General features: G+C 52.4%; 15 protein-coding genes. 4 read left to right on the top strand and 11 right to left on the bottom strand.

Annotated elements, in window-relative coordinates; all coding sequences use genetic code 11:
- Nucleotides 1-262: 262 nt before the first annotated feature.
- The 3 genes from B5F19_RS17095 to B5F19_RS06595 all read right to left on the bottom strand — a co-directional run bounded on the left by B5F19_RS17095 (nucleotide 263) and on the right by B5F19_RS06595 (nucleotide 2093).
- Nucleotides 263-442: a carboxylesterase family protein gene (locus B5F19_RS17095; RefSeq protein WP_140394176.1), complete on the bottom strand. Its 180-nt coding sequence runs from the start codon at nucleotides 440-442 to the stop codon at nucleotides 263-265.
- Nucleotides 443-618: 176 nt separating this feature from the next.
- Complete coding sequence (locus B5F19_RS06600) at nucleotides 619-1182, bottom strand: DUF4405 domain-containing protein (RefSeq protein WP_162612538.1); 564 nt, start codon at nucleotides 1180-1182, stop codon at nucleotides 619-621.
- A gap of 47 nt (nucleotides 1183-1229) precedes the next feature.
- Nucleotides 1230-2093 carry a prolyl oligopeptidase family serine peptidase gene (locus B5F19_RS06595; protein ID WP_242972716.1) on the bottom strand — a complete coding sequence of 288 codons (864 nt, stop codon included), beginning with the start codon at nucleotides 2091-2093 and terminating at the stop codon, nucleotides 1230-1232.
- 628 nt (nucleotides 2094-2721) lie between these two features.
- Here B5F19_RS06595 and B5F19_RS06590 point away from each other — a divergent pair.
- Both B5F19_RS06590 and B5F19_RS06585 read left to right on the top strand, forming a co-directional pair.
- Nucleotides 2722-2964 carry a type II toxin-antitoxin system Phd/YefM family antitoxin gene (locus B5F19_RS06590; RefSeq protein WP_087289176.1) on the top strand — a complete coding sequence of 81 codons (243 nt, stop codon included), beginning with the start codon at nucleotides 2722-2724 and terminating at the stop codon, nucleotides 2962-2964.
- A complete protein-coding gene (locus B5F19_RS06585) occupies nucleotides 2961-3338 on the top strand; it encodes a type II toxin-antitoxin system death-on-curing family toxin (protein WP_087289174.1) in 378 nt (125 codons plus the stop codon). Before B5F19_RS06590 ends, B5F19_RS06585 begins: the two co-directional genes overlap by 4 nt.
- A gap of 49 nt (nucleotides 3339-3387) precedes the next feature.
- Here the strand turns inward: B5F19_RS06585 and B5F19_RS06580 are convergent, their stop codons facing one another.
- The 5 genes from B5F19_RS06580 to B5F19_RS06560 form a co-directional block, all read right to left on the bottom strand.
- The gene (locus tag B5F19_RS06580; protein WP_162612537.1) at nucleotides 3388-5073 is read right to left on the bottom strand and encodes a recombinase family protein; all 1686 of its coding nucleotides are present in this window, start codon (nucleotides 5071-5073) and stop codon (nucleotides 3388-3390) included.
- A 33-nt stretch (nucleotides 5074-5106) separates the two neighbouring features.
- Nucleotides 5107-5310: a hypothetical protein gene (locus B5F19_RS06575; protein ID WP_087289171.1), complete on the bottom strand. Its 204-nt coding sequence runs from the start codon at nucleotides 5308-5310 to the stop codon at nucleotides 5107-5109.
- A gap of 9 nt (nucleotides 5311-5319) precedes the next feature.
- Nucleotides 5320-6705 carry a relaxase/mobilization nuclease domain-containing protein gene (locus tag B5F19_RS06570; RefSeq protein ID WP_087289169.1) on the bottom strand — a complete coding sequence of 462 codons (1386 nt, stop codon included), beginning with the start codon at nucleotides 6703-6705 and terminating at the stop codon, nucleotides 5320-5322.
- A 4-nt stretch (nucleotides 6706-6709) separates the two neighbouring features.
- Complete coding sequence (locus B5F19_RS06565) at nucleotides 6710-7021, bottom strand: plasmid mobilization relaxosome protein MobC (protein WP_087289167.1); 312 nt, start codon at nucleotides 7019-7021, stop codon at nucleotides 6710-6712.
- 178 nt (nucleotides 7022-7199) lie between these two features.
- Nucleotides 7200-8180 (bottom strand): AAA family ATPase, encoded by a 981-nt coding sequence (locus B5F19_RS06560; protein WP_087289165.1) that lies wholly within the window; start codon nucleotides 8178-8180, stop codon nucleotides 7200-7202.
- Between the two features lie 146 nt (nucleotides 8181-8326).
- On the opposite strand from B5F19_RS06560, the gene B5F19_RS17915 reads away from it, so the two are divergent.
- Together B5F19_RS17915 and B5F19_RS06550 are read left to right on the top strand one after the other, a co-directional pair.
- A complete protein-coding gene (locus B5F19_RS17915) occupies nucleotides 8327-9712 on the top strand; it encodes a DUF6076 domain-containing protein (protein WP_087289163.1) in 1386 nt (461 codons plus the stop codon).
- Nucleotides 9713-9747: 35 nt separating this feature from the next.
- Entirely contained in the window at nucleotides 9748-11049 is a 1302-nt protein-coding gene (locus B5F19_RS06550) for a hypothetical protein (RefSeq protein ID WP_087289161.1), read from the top strand.
- A gap of 122 nt (nucleotides 11050-11171) precedes the next feature.
- Here the strand turns inward: B5F19_RS06550 and B5F19_RS06545 are convergent, their stop codons facing one another.
- From B5F19_RS06545 to B5F19_RS06535, 3 genes are read right to left on the bottom strand one after another with little or no spacing between them, the layout of a single operon-like run.
- Nucleotides 11172-13031, bottom strand: coding sequence for a site-specific DNA-methyltransferase (locus tag B5F19_RS06545; RefSeq protein WP_087289160.1), 1860 nt, complete (start codon nucleotides 13029-13031; stop codon nucleotides 11172-11174).
- Entirely contained in the window at nucleotides 13021-13863 is an 843-nt protein-coding gene (locus tag B5F19_RS06540; protein WP_087289158.1) for a hypothetical protein, read from the bottom strand. The genes B5F19_RS06545 and B5F19_RS06540 overlap by 11 nt, the downstream gene beginning before the upstream one ends.
- Nucleotides 13864-13865: 2 nt before the next feature.
- On the bottom strand, nucleotides 13866-16736 hold the full coding sequence (locus B5F19_RS06535) for a DEAD/DEAH box helicase family protein (protein ID WP_087289156.1): 2871 nt from the start codon (nucleotides 16734-16736) through the stop codon (nucleotides 13866-13868).
- Between the last annotated feature and the right edge of the window lie 38 nt (nucleotides 16737-16774).

Genomic DNA, 16774 nt, shown 5'->3' with positions numbered 1-16774 from the left:
AGTCCAAGGACTTTTCCGACAGCCTGCAAAAATGCCGTTACTTTTCCGCCGCGCAGCGGCGGAAAAGTTCTCGCTGCGCTCGCCGAACGCCTTGCCGTGCAAGGCATTCAGGGCATTCGATCCCACTCGAGGCGGGCTGCCGCCCCCTCGAGCTCCCCCGCCAAAACTGACGCGAGTTCTACTCAACAGCGGTTTTTTGACAAGCTGAGGAGCCGCCGGCCTACATGCCGGCGGCTCCTGTACGAACAGGCCATAATTCCCCTCAGTATGTATAGTCGGGGGCCAGCAGCTCCATCAGCACCCAGTCGTAGTGGTGCACCAAGTCCGGCTCAGTATCCAGGATCATCATGGTGCCTCCCTCGCGGGTGTAGGGTTCCCACTCCGACAAACCATCTGCACTGGGGACGCCATTCCGTGCGAAATTGATCCATACCATGCTCATCTGATCGGCCAGCAACCGAATGCCGGGCCGTGAATCACCGTTTGGACCGGCGTGTCCGCTGTAAATTCATAGTTCAAAGAAGTCACCCTCGTTCGGAGGAAGATTCCGCCATAGTGGACAATAGTCAAGTACAGACCCATGATCGCCGCATAGTCCATCAAGAATTGTGACGCCGTCTAGTCCAGTGAAAAAAACACAAAGGAGGATCGCAGCAATAGATAGTCCGGCAGTCCGTTGTGGAAAAAGGCGTAGAGCCCATAACACGAAATCACTGCGGCCAGAAGCCGGAGAATGCCTGACCGGTATTTGGAGGCGGTGTGTAAATTCATAATACGGCGAGCCATCCCCATAACCGCGCCCCAGTGGAGTCCCAAATGCAGCCCCATAAAGAGAAATCCCCAGTAGGCACAGGGCAGGTGGAGCGCCCTGGCCAGCTCGTTGCCCCCATGCAAAGGAAGAAAGTCCAGCACATACTGGGAAAGCATCAGCCCGCTGAACATAGAGCCCAGCACCGTGAAAAGGAGCAAAGCGGTCAGTGCAGTCTGTACGCAACGGTAGGGGGAATATTGTCCCTTTTTTAAATTCTGATACCATGACACGTTGAGGGCATGATGAAATATCATCAGGAGCAGCATACCAAGTCCCAGCCACTCATGAATTTCTTCCCCAATCAAAGAATATCCTATCAGAAACAGGAGAATCATCGTTAGAGCCAGATCCGTTATCCACCTTTTTCCCATCCTGTTCTTTCTCCCGCCATCTTCTAGGTAAAACTTCCCGACATCTCTCATCCCTGAGAGAACAGCCAACCCATGATCTCGGGGTCCTGGGCAAACAGATTTCCGCCGCCGTGTTGGTTGGGGGCGCCGCCCTCGCGGAAGTAGTCTGCAACCTTGATGTCCAGCACCAGCAACTGGCTGATCTCCTCCCTGGTCAGTCCCGCCGCTGTATAGAGATCATATAGCCGGTTATATGCCTCCCGGCTGGGCTCAGAACCATAATATTCATCGCCCTCGCCAATGACGAAATACACCGGCACTCTGGCTTCCACCACCGGTTCATAGGCCCCATCCCACTGTGAAGAGCACTGGAGGTAGGCAGCAAACAAATCGGGCCGCATCCCCATAACACGGGACATGGTCTCCCCGCCGCCAGAGTAGCCCTCGGCATACACTCGCTCCTGATCAATATTGTAGTGGGCCAGCAGATACTCCGTGAGGGCTATGGTCTGCGCCGCCGAAGTTTCCCCCCAGTCGCTGAGCTGCGGGGCAACCACAATCATGCGGTCGTTATAATTCAGCGCCTCAAAGGCAAAGTTCTCACTGTACAGGTTCTGTCCCATGCCTTGGAAGTACAGCCCCTCATAGCCCGGAAGGGTGAGAAACAGGGCGTAAGCCTCGCTGCCGTCGTAGCTGTCTGGGATGTAGATATGATAGTGGATATCCCCTTCCGGGGCGTGGAGGACATTGTCCATCTGGAAGCCCCGGTAGGTTTCTGTCCCCTCGGTGACTTCTAATTCCGGCTCCAAAGATTCTGAGGGTGAGTCAGGTACAGTATCCGGCGTCTCCTGTACCTGTGCCGGCGGTTCGGGTGTTTCCAGGGCGGATTGCACCATAGCTTCCGGACCGCAGGCGGTGAGACTCAGTTCCATGGTTAGCGTCATAAAAAGTGTAAGAATCTGTTGAGGGGAGAACATAGAGGCACCTTCTTTCATGACCCCATTGTAGCCTTGGTGCGCTGTTTACAGAAGTTCCGATCCGTTAGCCAGCATAAACAAAAAGGTAAATACAAAATTTGGGCGGCGCTACCACCGCAGAGCCGCCCATCCAAAAGAGATGGCTATTTTGATGATGATCTGGTTTTAAAAAGCTCCTTGTTGAACAAGGAGCTTTTGAGAAAAGGACGGTTAAAATCGATATTTTATGCATAAGCCCTTGTTCACCTAACGGCCCTTCTGGGCCGCGCCGCTTTTGCGGCGTACAAGTGTTTTCGCCAGAGGCGAAGACCTTGGAGCAGGGGTGGCTCTGCCGCCCCGAGCATTGAAATACCGAAGGGTGGAGGCGTCCTTCGGCCGCCGAAACCCAAAAAGAAAGGCACGCTAAAAGCGTGTCTTTCTTTTTGGAGCTGGAAACGTGACTTGAACACGCGACCGCTGGTTGCTGGTAAGGATACATCATCTGAGGCGTACTTGCGCCCAAATACATCCGTCAAAATTCAGAAATTATAGGTTGAATTTCTCCTATTATGGCGTATAATAAAGTCAGAAGGAGGGTGATCGTATGATGATCAATTCCAATACTCTGGTGTCCATCACAGAGGCCAACCAGAATTTTTCCAAAGTTGCTCGCTTGGTGGACGAGCAGGGCTCCGCCGTTATCCTGAAAAACAATGTGCCACGTTACCTGATCGTAGAGTTCAGCCAGGTGGAGCAGATGCAGGCTGCTGAGGATGAGGATGTCATGCAGATCTCAAAACGACTCATACAGCAAAACCGGGCAGCCTATGAGGAACTGGCCAAATGAAGGTTCTGAGCAAGCACCAGATTCTGCTGCTCCATCAGCAGCTGATCAATGAGACCGGCGGCAGTCCGGGGCTGCGGGATGAGGGCCTTTTGGATTCGGCCCTCAACGCGCCATTTCAGGGGTTTGGCAGCACCAGCGCCTACCCTTCCCTCCAGCAGAAGGCCGCCCGGCTCTGTTACGGTCTGGTGAAAAATCACCCGTTTGTAGACGGCAACAAGCGGATCGGTGCCCACGCCATGCTGGTTTTCCTGGCCGTCAATGGCCTGGAGCTGTCTTATACGCAACAAGAGTTAGCCGATATCATTTTGCAGGTGGCCGCTGGAGAAAAAGACTACGAGGATCTGCTGGCGTGGCTTCTCACACACCAGCTGTAAACAGAAAATCACGGGGGAGCCGCTTCCAGGCGGCTCCCCCAAGTTGTTCTCAGGCAGTTTGTGAACAGGATGGTAGATGTTCCTGAAGTGCGGCTTTTTCCGGTGCGGCATAGCTGGCGGGGGATCGCTTCTGGTTGATACATCCGATGAACTTGTAATAGATATCCACCTGCTGGCTCTTGCTTCCGTCCGCAGCCACTACCTTTTCATGCACCACGATTTTTTCGATCAGCTCGTTGAGAACATGGGCGGTCAGCTCCGTGAGATTGGTGTATTTCCAGATGACAGGCAGGAACTTCTCTACATTTTCGTAGATCTCCTCGCTTTGGGCGATCTCTGCGGTCAATTTCTCCCGTTTCTCCCGCAGCAATATCTGCTCCCGCTCATAGTCCGGCGCCATGGCCTGATACCGCTCCTCGCTGATTTTCTCCAGGGCCAGATCTTCATAGAGCTTATTGAGGATCTTGCTCAGTTCCGCCATGCGTTTATCTACCTTCTTCAGCTCTCGTTTGCATCGACCTGTCTCCTCTTTTTTCTTTTCTGTTCTGGAGGCGATGAGCATGTCCATGTAGTCGCTGGTACAAACTCGGGCTTCGACTGCATTGCGCCGGATGTCCTCCAACACCAACTGGTTCAGAGTTTTCCAGCCGATGGCGTGGGAGGTGCATCGTTCTTTTCCGTAGTTTTTATAGACCCAGCAGGAGAAGCCGGTATACCTACCCTTTTTCTTATCATAGCTTACATTCAGCGAGGAGCCGCAGTCGGCGCATTTCACCAGTCCCGCAAAGGGCTGCACCTCGCCTTTCCCGTTTTCCCGCCGCCGTGCCTTCATCATCTGATGGACGGTATCCCAAAGTTCCTGGGAGATCAGCGGCTCATGGGTATTCTCAGCCACCACCCATTCTTCTTCCCCTGTCTCCACGCGCCGTTTGTCAAAGAAGCCCTTGGTTTTGCTCCGGCCAAAGACCACCTTGCCCAGATAGACCGGATTGTTGAGGATGGCTCGGATCGAGGTGGCGTGCCAGTCAAAGGGCTTGCGCCAGTAGTTACTGTTTTTGTAGTAGTCCGGATTATTTTGGTTGAAATATGCCTGTGGGTTTAAGATTCCCCGCTGCCGCAGAATTTTGGTCATCCTCACATAGCCGATGCCATCGGCAAACATCTGGAAGATATCCCGTACCACATCAGCGGCAGGCGGATCCACGATCAGGTGGTGGCGGTCATTGGGGTCTTTCTGATATCCGAAGGGCGCCCGGCTTCCGATATACATTCCGCTTTTGACCCTGGCCCGGTGTGCCGCCTTGGTCTTAGTGGACGCCTGCCGTGCGTAGAAGGAATTGATGACATTAGTGAAGGGCAGCACCAGGTTGTCGATCCCGTTTTTCGAATCAATGTTCTCCGTGACAGATATAAACCGGACGCTCTTTTCCTCAAAGTAGTGTTCGATGTACAGACCCATCTGAGCATATTCCCGTCCAAACCGGGAGAGGTCTTTGACGATGACCAGGTTGACTTTTTCGCTCTCGATGTCCTCCAGCATCCGTTTAAACTCTGGACGGTCGAAGTTGGTACCGCTCCACCCATCGTCGCAATAGTAGTCTCCAATTTCTATGTGGTGTTCCTGGCAGTACTGAGTCAGCAGAGTTTTCTGCGTTTGGATGCTGCCTGATTCGCCCACACTGCCATCGTCCTGGCTAAGCCGGCAATAGACTGCCGCGATCTCCTTATTTTGCAAGGCTTTTACCCCCTTTCGCAACACACAATACCGTTATTTGTCCTCCATATCCATATCCAAATCCACTGAAGATTCCTTCGTAAGTTTGTGGATCTCTGATGAACAAAAGGAATCTGTGATCAAGTCTCCAATCGCTTCAAAAATATCCCGTTCTCCACTGTAGTGGCTGACGGTAACATACTTGACTCCGCGAATTACCGTTTCGTGGCGCAGTTGATCTCCCTCAAATAAAAACATGACGTCCTCCTAATACTTCATAGTTTGCTCCCAAGTCTGCTCCTCCTCGTGGTCGTCCTCCTTGTGGCCCAATGCGATCTTCTTCTCCTGCTCCCGGCGCAGCACTTTTCGGTCCGTATAGTGAGAGATGGTGGTGGCGTCCCTCACGGGATCAGAATCCGAACTGCGCTCCAGAGCGCGGACAAGCCGGACCAGATCGTCTGCAAGGCCACCATCCCAACCATAGTCCCCAGCAAAATCAGAATCAGCCAGACCAGAATGGAGAACGCTGTCTTCAGACTGGGCGGCGAAATAGAAATCTCTCTCCGCCTCCCAGCCTGTTTCAGTTCCGCCCGCAATAGGGCCACATCCCTCGCCAGCGCCTCCAGCTGGGCCTGGGTGGGCAGCTGCCCCACCTGCCGGGTCAACGCCCGCAGCTGGGCCTCCTGTGCTGAAACGCTGGTCTCCAGACGTTCCAGCCTGTCGCTGTTGATCCGCTCCAGGCGGTACAGGGCGCTGACGGCGGTCAGCAGATCCTCCCAGTCTCGCTTCGTCTTCTGCGCCGCTTGAGACTGTGCTGCCTGGATGATAGGCGGCACGGGGTACGGCGGCGGATTCCGCCGCTGCAGTTCTTCCATGGATAATCTCTGTCCGGATTCGGAACTCATATTCCATAACCTCCTTCCGATACTTATCTTTGTGGAGCCGGTCATCCCGGCACTTCATGCCCTCCGGCGTGGTGTAAGTGATGTTCTTCCGGCTGTCTGTCCACCGCACCTGGTAGCCCTCGCTCTCCATCAGGGCGATAAACTCCTCCCGGGTGGCGGCGTACTGCATACACAGGTCGATGGCACGGGTCAGCCGGAACTTCCAACTCTCGCCCTTGGCGGCAGAGCGGTATTCCCGACTGCCTATCCGCTTCTGTTTCATCTGCTTCTGGGGCGGAGGCAAAATTTCCAGTCCATGGGCAAGGCATATTTCATCACTGGCCAGCCGGTGGGCCTGTAGGTCAGCGGCGCTCTGGTGGAGTTTCTTGCCGTTTTGGAAAGAGACGCTGTTCACCACCAGGTGATTGTGCAGATGGCCAGTGTCGATGTGGGTGGCCACCAGCACCTCGAAATTGGGGAACTCCCGCTGGGCCAGCTCCAGACCGATGGTGTGGACCTCCTGGGGCGTCAGGTCGTCCGTCTCTGCGAAGGACTGGACGAAGTGGTAGTACTGCCGCCCGTCCGTTTTCCGATACCGCTCCTTGGTGAGCTGCATTTCGGAGAGGGCGGACTGGGCGGTGCAGTTCCAACCGGTCACCAGCTGCCGCCCCTCCCACAGCGTTTTTTCCTCCTGTTGGGTGTATCGCAGCACACCGCCGAGAGCGCCTCTGCCGCCACCACGATTTTTGATTGCGGTGAAAGTGGCCATCCCGTCACCTCCGCAGGAGCTGCCGGAGCTGCTCGCTGACCTGTCCGTAGTTCTCCGCCAGCCTGTCCCCGTACACGACGGTGATCTTTCCCATGTTGGCCAGGGTGGTGAGCTGATTGAGATTCCGCCCCTGGGCTTTCAGTTCGGACAGCACCTTGTCCAGGCCGTCCACCTGGACGATTTTCTTGCCCAGACCGCACAGACACAGGTAGTCAGTGACGGTCAGGCCCAGCTCCTGCGCTTTGGCCCGGATGCGGTCTTTGGTGCGGGGCGTCACCCGTAGGGTGATGATCTCCGTTTTCTTTTCTCTCTGCATTGATACTCCTCTCTCCCCTTCAGGGGCTGGGGGCCGGGGCAGCGCCCCGGAACTGTGGCCGGCGTATAGCCGGACGCGATGCTTGCCCTCCCGAACGGGAGGAATCTCCGTCGACGGAATCTCCGCTCCTCTGTGGCCGTTATCTGCAGAGGAGGAAGAATGCAAGATTGCAACACCCTTATACCGTTACATCCTTACAGCCTTGCTCCGGTAGCCGCCAATACCACTGGCTGCCCCGTTTCTCTGAAACGACGCCCAAGTTTTTCTTGGCGATCATCAGCGTGCGCTCCGACACACCCAGTTCCTTCGCTCGGTTCAGCACTGCCTCTGCTGGCACAGGTTCTGTGAGCACCTGCTCCAGCACCTCCTCCATCTGGGTGGTCTTGGTCTGGAGCTTTCCGCTGCCGCTGAGCACATCGTCCACCGACAGGTCGCAGGCCCCCTTCCACTGGAAGCCGTGCTCCCCATCCAGCAGGAAGGCAATCGACTTTCCCTCTGGAGCAAGGCTGTTCTTGTCCTGGGCGACCACACGCACCGTTGGATCCTCTTTCAGCCGCCCCACCACCAGGACACTCCGGGCCGCCGCCCGAAAGTCGATGGAGCCCAGTCCACGGTAGCCGGACTTCAGCCCTTGAGCCTTGTTCATGTGCCCGATGAGGATCACGGCGCAGCCAGTGCGCTCCGCCATAGCCGCCACCCGTTTCAAAACGGGACGTACCTCATTGGCCCTATGCATGTCCACATCGTTTCCCAGATATGCCTGGATGGGATCCAGCACAATGAGCTGTGCCCCAGTCCGGCGAACCGCCTGCTCCAGCCGCTGGTCGCAGAGGGTCAGCTCCTGTTGGCTCTCGTCGATGACCAACACCCGGGCGCAGTCCGCACCGGCGGCATCCAGCCGTGGCTTGATGGTGTCCGCCAACCCGTCCTCCGCCGTCTGGTAGATCACATTCAGCGGTTCCAGCGTTTTTTCACTCTCCGGCAGAGTCTCGCCCCGGGTCAGGGCGGCGATCACCGCCAGCACGAAGGTGGTCTTGCCCTCGCCGGGGTCACCCTGGACAATGGTCAGCTTCCCTCGCGGAAGGTACGGATACCAGAGCCATTTCACCTCCTCTGCTTTGATCTCGTCCATGGAGATGAGTTTCAAATCAGGCGCCATTTCCTACACATCCTTTCCTGTATGTTCTCAAAAGCGATAGTTTCTTTTCCGCCGTTCTCATGATAAAATCAGGAAAAGAAAACTTACATAGGAAAGGAACTTCCCTGTTTTCTGCAAAAGTCGATGCGACGGAAGGGCGGCAGACTATGGACAGAAAAAGAAAACCCGGTATCTATCTTTTGACAGATACCGGGGAGACGGTTGAGTTGATCTTGGTTTGGCTGGACGGCCAGGAGATGCATCTGCACGGGCAGTCGCCCACCGAGGAGCTGGTCTCCTTTGTGAACTTTGATTTTTCCTCTTATCGGGCCTCGGTAGAACGCCTGTGGGAGGAGCACGATGTGTTTGAGGAGCGCAGCGAGGTGCCCTACGAGGACTATGAGGACTTCGCGCAGCAGGCAATCCCCTTGGCGGGGCAACTCGCGGAAATTATGCCCGCAGCGTATTGGGATGTCTTGTATTACCTGGCTCCTGCTACAAAGCTGCTGGATGATGGGCAGCCGATTTTTGCCTCTCGAAAGGCCTTTGCTGTTTTGAATGCATTGCGCCACCCATGTTTTCTGCAGAATCGGATGAAAAACATTTTTGAGATCGGCTTTGCGGACTTCGAGCGCGGAACTCAACGGGACCGCTTCCGTGCGCTGGAGGACACCTGGCCGGGCCTCATTGACCGAACGTTTCCCATCCGCTTTTTGCCGAAACAGGCTGGTGCTCCCGTGGGCACAGTCAGGGAATATGCTCTGCGTGATCTGTACGAACTCTGTCTGGCGGAGCTGTCTCTCTACTTTCAGCAGGACAGGCAGCGGATCGCCCGCTGCGAGAACTGCTGGCAGTATTTTGTGCCAAGAACCGAGGCGGAGTCCCGATACTGTTACGGAGAAGTGGATGGAAGACCATGCAAGCAGGAGGGGGCTAAGCGCATGCGCCGGTTCCGGGCAGAGACGGATGAGGCACTGGCGATCTACGAGCGCCTGCGCCGGCGGCTGGAGGAGCGGGCCAACCGGCTGGAGCTGGCTGGCCCGGATGGGGAAAACCACTTGCTCCCTTTCGGCAGAACGCAGTACGAGGCATGGCTGGACGGGGCGCGTGAGGCAAAGAAGGAATATCAGGCGGGCGGCATCTCCGCCGAGGAGTTCCTTCGGCGGATCGACATAGACGGGGACCTGAACACCCACAAAGCCGCCCGGGATACGCTCCCCGAGCCGGACCGGACATCTTGGCGGGCGTACATCAAGCGGGACATGGACTTTGTTCCAGAGAAACTGTTTGTGAATATGATGCACCTGGATCTGTCCGCAGACAATCCGGAATGGACTGTGATCACCGCTGGGGAGCAGATCCGAAAGGCAAGGGGCGGACATGCCAGTCTCCACGACCGTTACGGTGTGGAGAATCCGGTGGATCCCAAGGCCCACGCCAAGGAGTTGGAGGAGATGCTTGTCCCTCACGAGCCTGATCCACAGATGGAGCTCATGAAACGTTTGATCGCTGAGGCGGCCAGAAGCTCCATGGAAACGATTTGGCCGAAGTAAGATAATCTGTAAGCTGAACAGGAGGTTAATTACAAGTGGGTGACACTGTTTTATTTATAAGTGCATACGATCCAACACACTATACTATGACGACGGCAAACAGAATTTCGAGAAAAATCTATCGGCTATTTCATCTTGGAAAAAAGCAGAATATACAATCTCTGCTAATAAAGCACCATCTATCTTTTATTGCAACAGATGATGTCTTTATCTCTGTTGATGGAAATTTGAAAGTAAAAGTTGAATATGATTATGTACATCAAGGAAGTACGTTTTCTTTCAAGCCACTCGGTACTGCTGATACCGTAAAAGATTCTGGCTTTTATACCAATCTTCGGCATGCGCAATCTGTTTTTTTAGATAGTCGCTATTTCAAAATTTCATTTACTATTTGGCTTGATCCTTTTCTCGTTTGGATTAACGGTCAAATGTATCAAGTGGATGCGGGCGCATTTATGATGAATGGCGTCTGGTTTGTCGTCTTTGAAATCATAGACTATAAGACTGGAAAACCCCTATCAAAAGATGATGTGGGCGCAAAGACAAAAAACTATAATTTGCTCCATATTGAAAAATATCAATTTTTTGATGTGGAGCATACTACCAATGCGGACATGAGAACGCCTGAAGTTATATATGAAATGATTTCTAATTTTATATGGGAACTATCAAATAAATCCTCCCGTGCCCAAGAATATTCATTTGTCCATGATACAGTGGTTTTTTCCAATAATATAGAAAACATTCCGGACTATTTATGCAAGCTTATGGGTACTAAAGAACCAGTTTCCACCATTAAAGATATTAGCACTGTAAACTTGTATGAGTATTATCCGCAAGACGGGTGTAGTGTAATTTCAAACTTTAATAATAATGAAATTACCGCTGTTCTGTTTACAGCAATTATATTGGAGGCGGTAAAACTTTATATTCATGTTTTCCAAATAACTAACCTTGAAGACGAAACCGACATACATAGGCTGGTAAGAAATAATATGTATTTGCAAAATCTCTTTTGCTCACCAAACCTTCCAATAGAAACGCACAATCTGTTAAACTGCATTAAGGAGAGTGTGACGTACAAAAAGCATTTTGAAGCTCTTCAACTAAAAATATCCTATTTAACTGTACAGAATGATCTAAAGAAAAACAGAAATGCTACAATTTTGAACATTTTGCTTTATGTCATCTCTTTAATTGGTGCGATTGGAACTCTTGATGTTATAGAGGAGCACTTTGGAGTGCCATTTGAACAGGGTTTCATTGTTGTTATTCTTCTGTTTATATTTGGATTAATTTGGTGGATAATCGAGTATCAGAGCAATCGGAGACTTTGAACAATATAGGAAACGTGCCAGAAACAAGGGGAAGTTTCTGGCACGTTTATTATGTGGCTCATCTATTTTAGTAGCTATTTCCTGTCTGGATTCAATAATTTAATTGAAGCTGGAGGGGCATTTCACACCTCCCAGACCGTCTCGTCCCCGCAGATATTGCGGATCTTCAGCCGCAGGGGCTTCTTCTCACTGCGGATCGTTCCGTCCCAGAATTCCTTGGTTTTCTCGCCGTTGCGGATGACAAAGCCATTTTTGTCGATCTTGATCTCGCTGTCGGAGTGCCATTCGCCCTGGCCGGCGGTGCAGTCCAGGCTCAGGTACTCGATCAGCTCCAGGCCGGTGTCGCTGATCTCGATGGGCTTAAAGGGCTTCTTGGCAGTGGCGTTCATGCGGGCCTTTTGGTTAAACTCGTCGATCTTCTGGAGCACCCGGTCGCTGACAAAGGCATCCACCACCACGGCATAACGGCCGAAGAGGTCGTCTGTCCGCTCCTCCACATGGAATTCCGCCCAGTCGCCGATGACCACGCCGTCCAGCACCGCTTTCAGATCCCGCAGCTCGATCTCCACATCGGTGCTGTCGTCCTGGGCGATGAACTTACGGATCTCCTCCTCACTGGTGATGTCGATGTAGTAGACGATGACCTTTTTGATGCTGCTGTCCAGGTCGGGGATGGCCTGGTGGATGATGCGGTTCATGGTCACCACATCCAGCAGCTTGGAGGAGCTGTCCATCAGGTTGGGGACATAGACCGGGATGGTGCCCAGCCTGCTGTCGGTGACGGCACCCTCCCAGAAGGAGTCCAGGGAGTCCTCGTTTTTCAAGCCGGGGATCAGGGATTTGATCTTGTCCATGGTCTGGACCGGGTTGCGGTAGAGCTGGACGCCGTCCTTGATCTCCAGCACCTGAAACTGGGCCCCGTCCGTTTTCAGGCGGTCCCGGGTGGTCTGGATGGAGTTGAGGCCGATGTCACAGTGGATGAACCGGCGGCCCAGCTTGCTGGACACCGCCGCCGTGACACCGCTGCCGCCGAAAAAGTCGGCGACCAGCATCCCCTCGTTGGAGGAGGCTTTGATAATGCGTTCGAGAAGTGCTTCTGGTTTTTGGGTTGCATAGCCAGTAGGTTCTGTTTTATCTGCGGGTTGAAGCATTGAGATTTTCCATACATTATCTATCTGCCGTTCAGTACTCAAATAGGTAATAGACTTTCCGCTTTCATCCTTATCATTTTGAATATGCCCATTAACAAAGCTATATTTAAGTTTTTTAATAGGCTTCTCCCGTTCCTCTGTCAAGTGATGAAATGTAAAACCCGCTTCACGATTTTTTACATAATAAAGAATCATATCAGTTGCTCTGGGGAATACCTGTTTAGTTGCACCGTGCAATTTGTTGTAGTAATACCAATATATATCATTTTGGTAGTTATCTTCTCCAAAAATCTCGTCCAATAGGATTTTGACATAGTGCCCAACATGAAAATCCAAATGTACGTAGATAGAAGCCGTCTCGCTCATGACGCTCTTGATGGCCATGAGGTTCTCATACATCCAGTTGAGGTACTTCTCCTTGTCCCACACATCGCCGTACATCTTCTCCTCAAAGGCTTTCAGCTCGTCGATGTCCAGCTCCTGCTCCGCCTGGGCGATGGCCTCGGCCACCTTGGGATTCCGGCGGATGTAGACCTTCTTGGCGTAGTCGGCGCCGCTGGCAAAAGGCGGATCGATATAGACCAGATCCACCTGGATGCCCCGATCCTTCAGATAGGCACAGGCGGAGACGCACTCCCCCCGGATCACCAGGTTACCGTCCGGGTTCCCGCCCACCGTCTCCTGTTTCTCCATCTCGTACAGTGGCATCCCCCGCTGGAGCACCATGGACACATCGTCCGCGCCCTTGTACTTGAGGATGCGGTTGAAATTGCCCAGCACAGCCTGCCCCTCGACAGGTTCTGGGATGAAGGGGATATATTTAATCGGCATTAGTTTCGGCCTCCATTCCTTTCACGCTCAAGACCATGCGAATCAGCACCCCCGTTTGATAGAGCAAAAATTCAAGCAATTTTTCATCTACACGGTCATTATGTTTTGCAATTCGGTCATTGACATTTTTATACGAATTAATCAGTGGTTGAAACAATCCGGAAATACCCGCATCCACACCTTGCTGTCCTAAATATTTACAAATCTCATTCTTATTTGATTCAAGATTCTTATCATTTCCAAGAAATTCTTGGAGAAATGTTTCTAACGCTTTCCTTAAATTGTCGGCAACATCGCGAATATATATTCCATCTGCATATTGATGTAACGCAATGATATATGTTTTTCTGGCGTTTGGATACTGACTTAACCATTCCAAAGGTTGTGAAATCAGAGCATCATCCAGTTCTTTTGCCCCTTTTGGAAAAATGAAATACCCATCCTTATCTTCCATAATGCTAAACGGAATGTGAGACTCGTCAAGCAAGTTACATACTATATTTTTATAATTTTCTCTTGTAAGTTTCTTGTAATTATTATCGGTCTGGCAATTAATAAATGCGACATAATAAGCAAGAAATTGTGTCAACGTCTTACTGTTTCGACGTAGGGTATTTGTGATAAGTTCTAAACCGTCACCATATAACTGGCCATGTTTCATCGGGGTACCCGTCATATTACAGAATTCAAAATACTCGTTTTCATCAATTTGGGTACGCAATATAGTCGAATTAGCATCAAGAATATTAAAAATTTTAACCATGAAATATGATGCTTTGTCTTGATCTGAAAACCCAATGCCTAATCTTTCCCTATAATCTATCCAGTCCATGTCTACTTCTCCTCAAAAAACTCACAAATCTTCTTATGTGTCAGCGCAAGCCGCTCCCGCTCCGGCATACTGTCCTCTAAGTACAGATACTCGAACCGCTCATAACCGAAGGCGGCGTTGTTCTGACGGAGGAACTCCGTCTCCATAAAAGTCCGCTTGTCTTTGAACTTGGGATCGCTGGCATAGATTTTGCCCTTGGTCTCGGCGATCATTACCTTGTGAATCACACCGTCCTTCCGTTGGAGGATCAGGAAGTCCGGAGTGTACATCCCCACATACTCCCAGCGGCCCCCACTATTCCGGTAGCACTTGATCTTAAACTCGGTCAGCGCCCGGTCTCCGTTGTAGTAGACCTCCAGCCCCAATCCTTCCACCTCCGGGAAGGTGAGTACCTCATTCAGGAAATCCTGTTCAAAGGGGCTGTCGGTGTGATAGGGCAGATAGTGGAAGGAGCGGTCCTTCTGGGGGTGGGAGGAATTCTGCTTTCGGAGCGTGGCCGCGATCGCCCGATTTGCCGCGCTGTCATCTGCCTCCAGAGCCAGAATTGCCGCCTGAATGTCCGGCTTCATTTTCAGTTTACCCTGGTCGTCCAGGATGATCTTCTCCACCTGCTCCTGTTTGGGGCAGTAGGCATCCGGAGTCGTTGTCTCTACCACCGGCGTGAAGTTCGCAATATTCAGCAAGCTGGCCGACTGGGGGATGCGCTCCTCCTTCGTCTCAAAGGAGCGGCTGTCGCAGAACGCCTTCCGGATATTTGCCTCCACCGCGGCCCGGTTGTACTTAGAACTGAAACAGCGGCCCGCTCCCCGCTGATAAGTAATCTTCTGAAATACCTCCCGCAGGACACAGTCATAGGGGCGCAGCTGTTCCATGGTGAGGGTTCCCAGGGAACTACGGACGATTCCATAGAGCCAAGGGTAGTAGACAGCAGGAGTGTCGCCGCGCTCCTCATCATCCACATTTCTCTCTATAATCTTCATGGAGAGGTCGGTGGTTTTGATGATCCCCGTGGCCGCTTGAGTCCCTTCACAAGCGGCAGGCAGTGTCTCCTCCGGCCGTGCCTTATCTGTGATCAGGGTTTCATAGTGGATCTTCAGCTGGTAGAAATCAACTTTTGGGAGCCGAAGATACTTTGTCCGGTCATAGCGGTTCAGCCGGATCTTGTGATGATCCGCGTCGGCAAATTCCTGCAGGGAGATATGGTGCTGCTTTTGCAGCTGGCTGTTGAGTTTGTCCGCGTTGCTGCTGTTAAGGTAAATGAGCGCGGTCTCTAAGGCGTCCTTTTGCACCTGGCGCAGACAGCGGCAGGCCGTCTGGAGCACCATGTTTTTGGGACAGTCCCCCTCCTGGGAGAGGACGATTCCTGTCAGGCTTCGGCAGTCCCAGCCCTCTTTCCCGATCTGCACCAACAGAATGATGCGGATCTTGGAGAAGGACTGGTCCAGGCTGTCAAATTCCATCTGGCTGTCCGCCGGCTGGGGATACTGCTTATTGCCTTTATGGAATTTTAGGATACAGTCAGCGGACAGGCCGTATTCCGCTGTAATGCCGGCCACCAGAGGATAGACCATCTCCTCCAGCTTCTCGATGGTCCCGCAGTAGATCCCCAGCTTGGCACAAGTCCCGTCTGGGTAGACGGTATCCTTGTAGCTGTCCAGAAATTCCCGGACGCCGTGGTCGATGATCCGGCTGCTGTCCGGCAGATCGGCGATCTTCACGATGGGCCGCTTGAGGAAATTCCCCACGCCGTCGATCAGAGGATAGTAATAGACAATATTGGAAATTTCAGCAGAGGAGACGGAGAAGCCAGCTGTCACCTGGATTTTTTCTGCCTTTTCCAGATAGGGCGTACCAGAGAATCCGATAACGGAATTGATGGTCTGATTTTCCGCCCACTTGTTGACCACCGCACGGAGCTTGATCTCATCACTGACCGCGTGGTGAACCTCATCGATAAATACAGATAAAGAGGGCAGCTTTCCGATCAGGTTTCGCAGCTCGTTGGCCTGGCGATCCTTTTCATCATCGCTTTCCTCAAACATACTGATCTGTCCGGCCTTTTCCTGAATACGATCCAGGATCACCTTTTCTGCGTTGGTCACAGCCACCAGGCCGAACAGTTCGGAAAGGGGCTGATGATTGGCGATCTTCTGCACATTGGGATTTTTCGTCTTGTTGGATTTCTTCGCGGTCTTGGACTGATCCAGTACCTCAAAAGACAGCTGCCGCTTGATCTCCGAGGCGGCCGGTTCCGGGATCACCCAGGTGGGGTCAAACCGCTGGATGGTCTTCAAACTTGGCACCACAGAGGACTTCAGGCCGGAGGGAGCGAAGATCATAAAGTTGTGGGCAAAGGCTGGGTTATTCGGTTCATTTCTGGCAAAATACAGATCCAGGTAAATGAATGCTGCCATCAGATAGGTCTTTCCCGCTCCCATGGGGAGACTGAACAGGTAGTCTGTATAGGACACCCCATAGAAGGCCTTCTGGAAGAGTATTTCATAATCAATACTCTCCGGGTCTTTGCGGATTTGCTTTTCCAGCATCTCGGAAACCTGTTCCCCGCTGTCATTTTTTAGACAGGCATATTCAAACAGCGCCGCAGCAGCAGGATGGGCAGCCAGAAAGTCACGGACGCTGGTGGAAATTTCCTCCTGCTCCAAGTCCAGGGTATTGAATGCCCCCTGGCAAAATAACTGCGAGAGCGGCGCACATCCACAGGCGATTTTCAGGTACAGATATGTCTTGATGGCATCCACCTGGGCGTCACGCATCTGGTTCGTCTGCTCAATATATTTTACGACCTCCCGCGCAGTACAGGTGGAGGAGGCAAACCAACGATCCCGTGCGTTGGTGATCATTTGATAAAACATCAGCGGTCTCCTTTTTGATCCTTCGGCGTCCATTCCAA

The sequence above is a fragment of the Pseudoflavonifractor sp. An184 genome (assembly GCF_002160305.1).
In the GTDB taxonomy this organism is placed as follows: Bacteria; Bacillota; Clostridia; order Oscillospirales; family Oscillospiraceae; genus Lawsonibacter; species Lawsonibacter pullicola.
The sequence above is the reverse complement of the archived record's forward strand: the minus strand, read 5'-3'. Positions and strand labels throughout refer to the sequence as shown.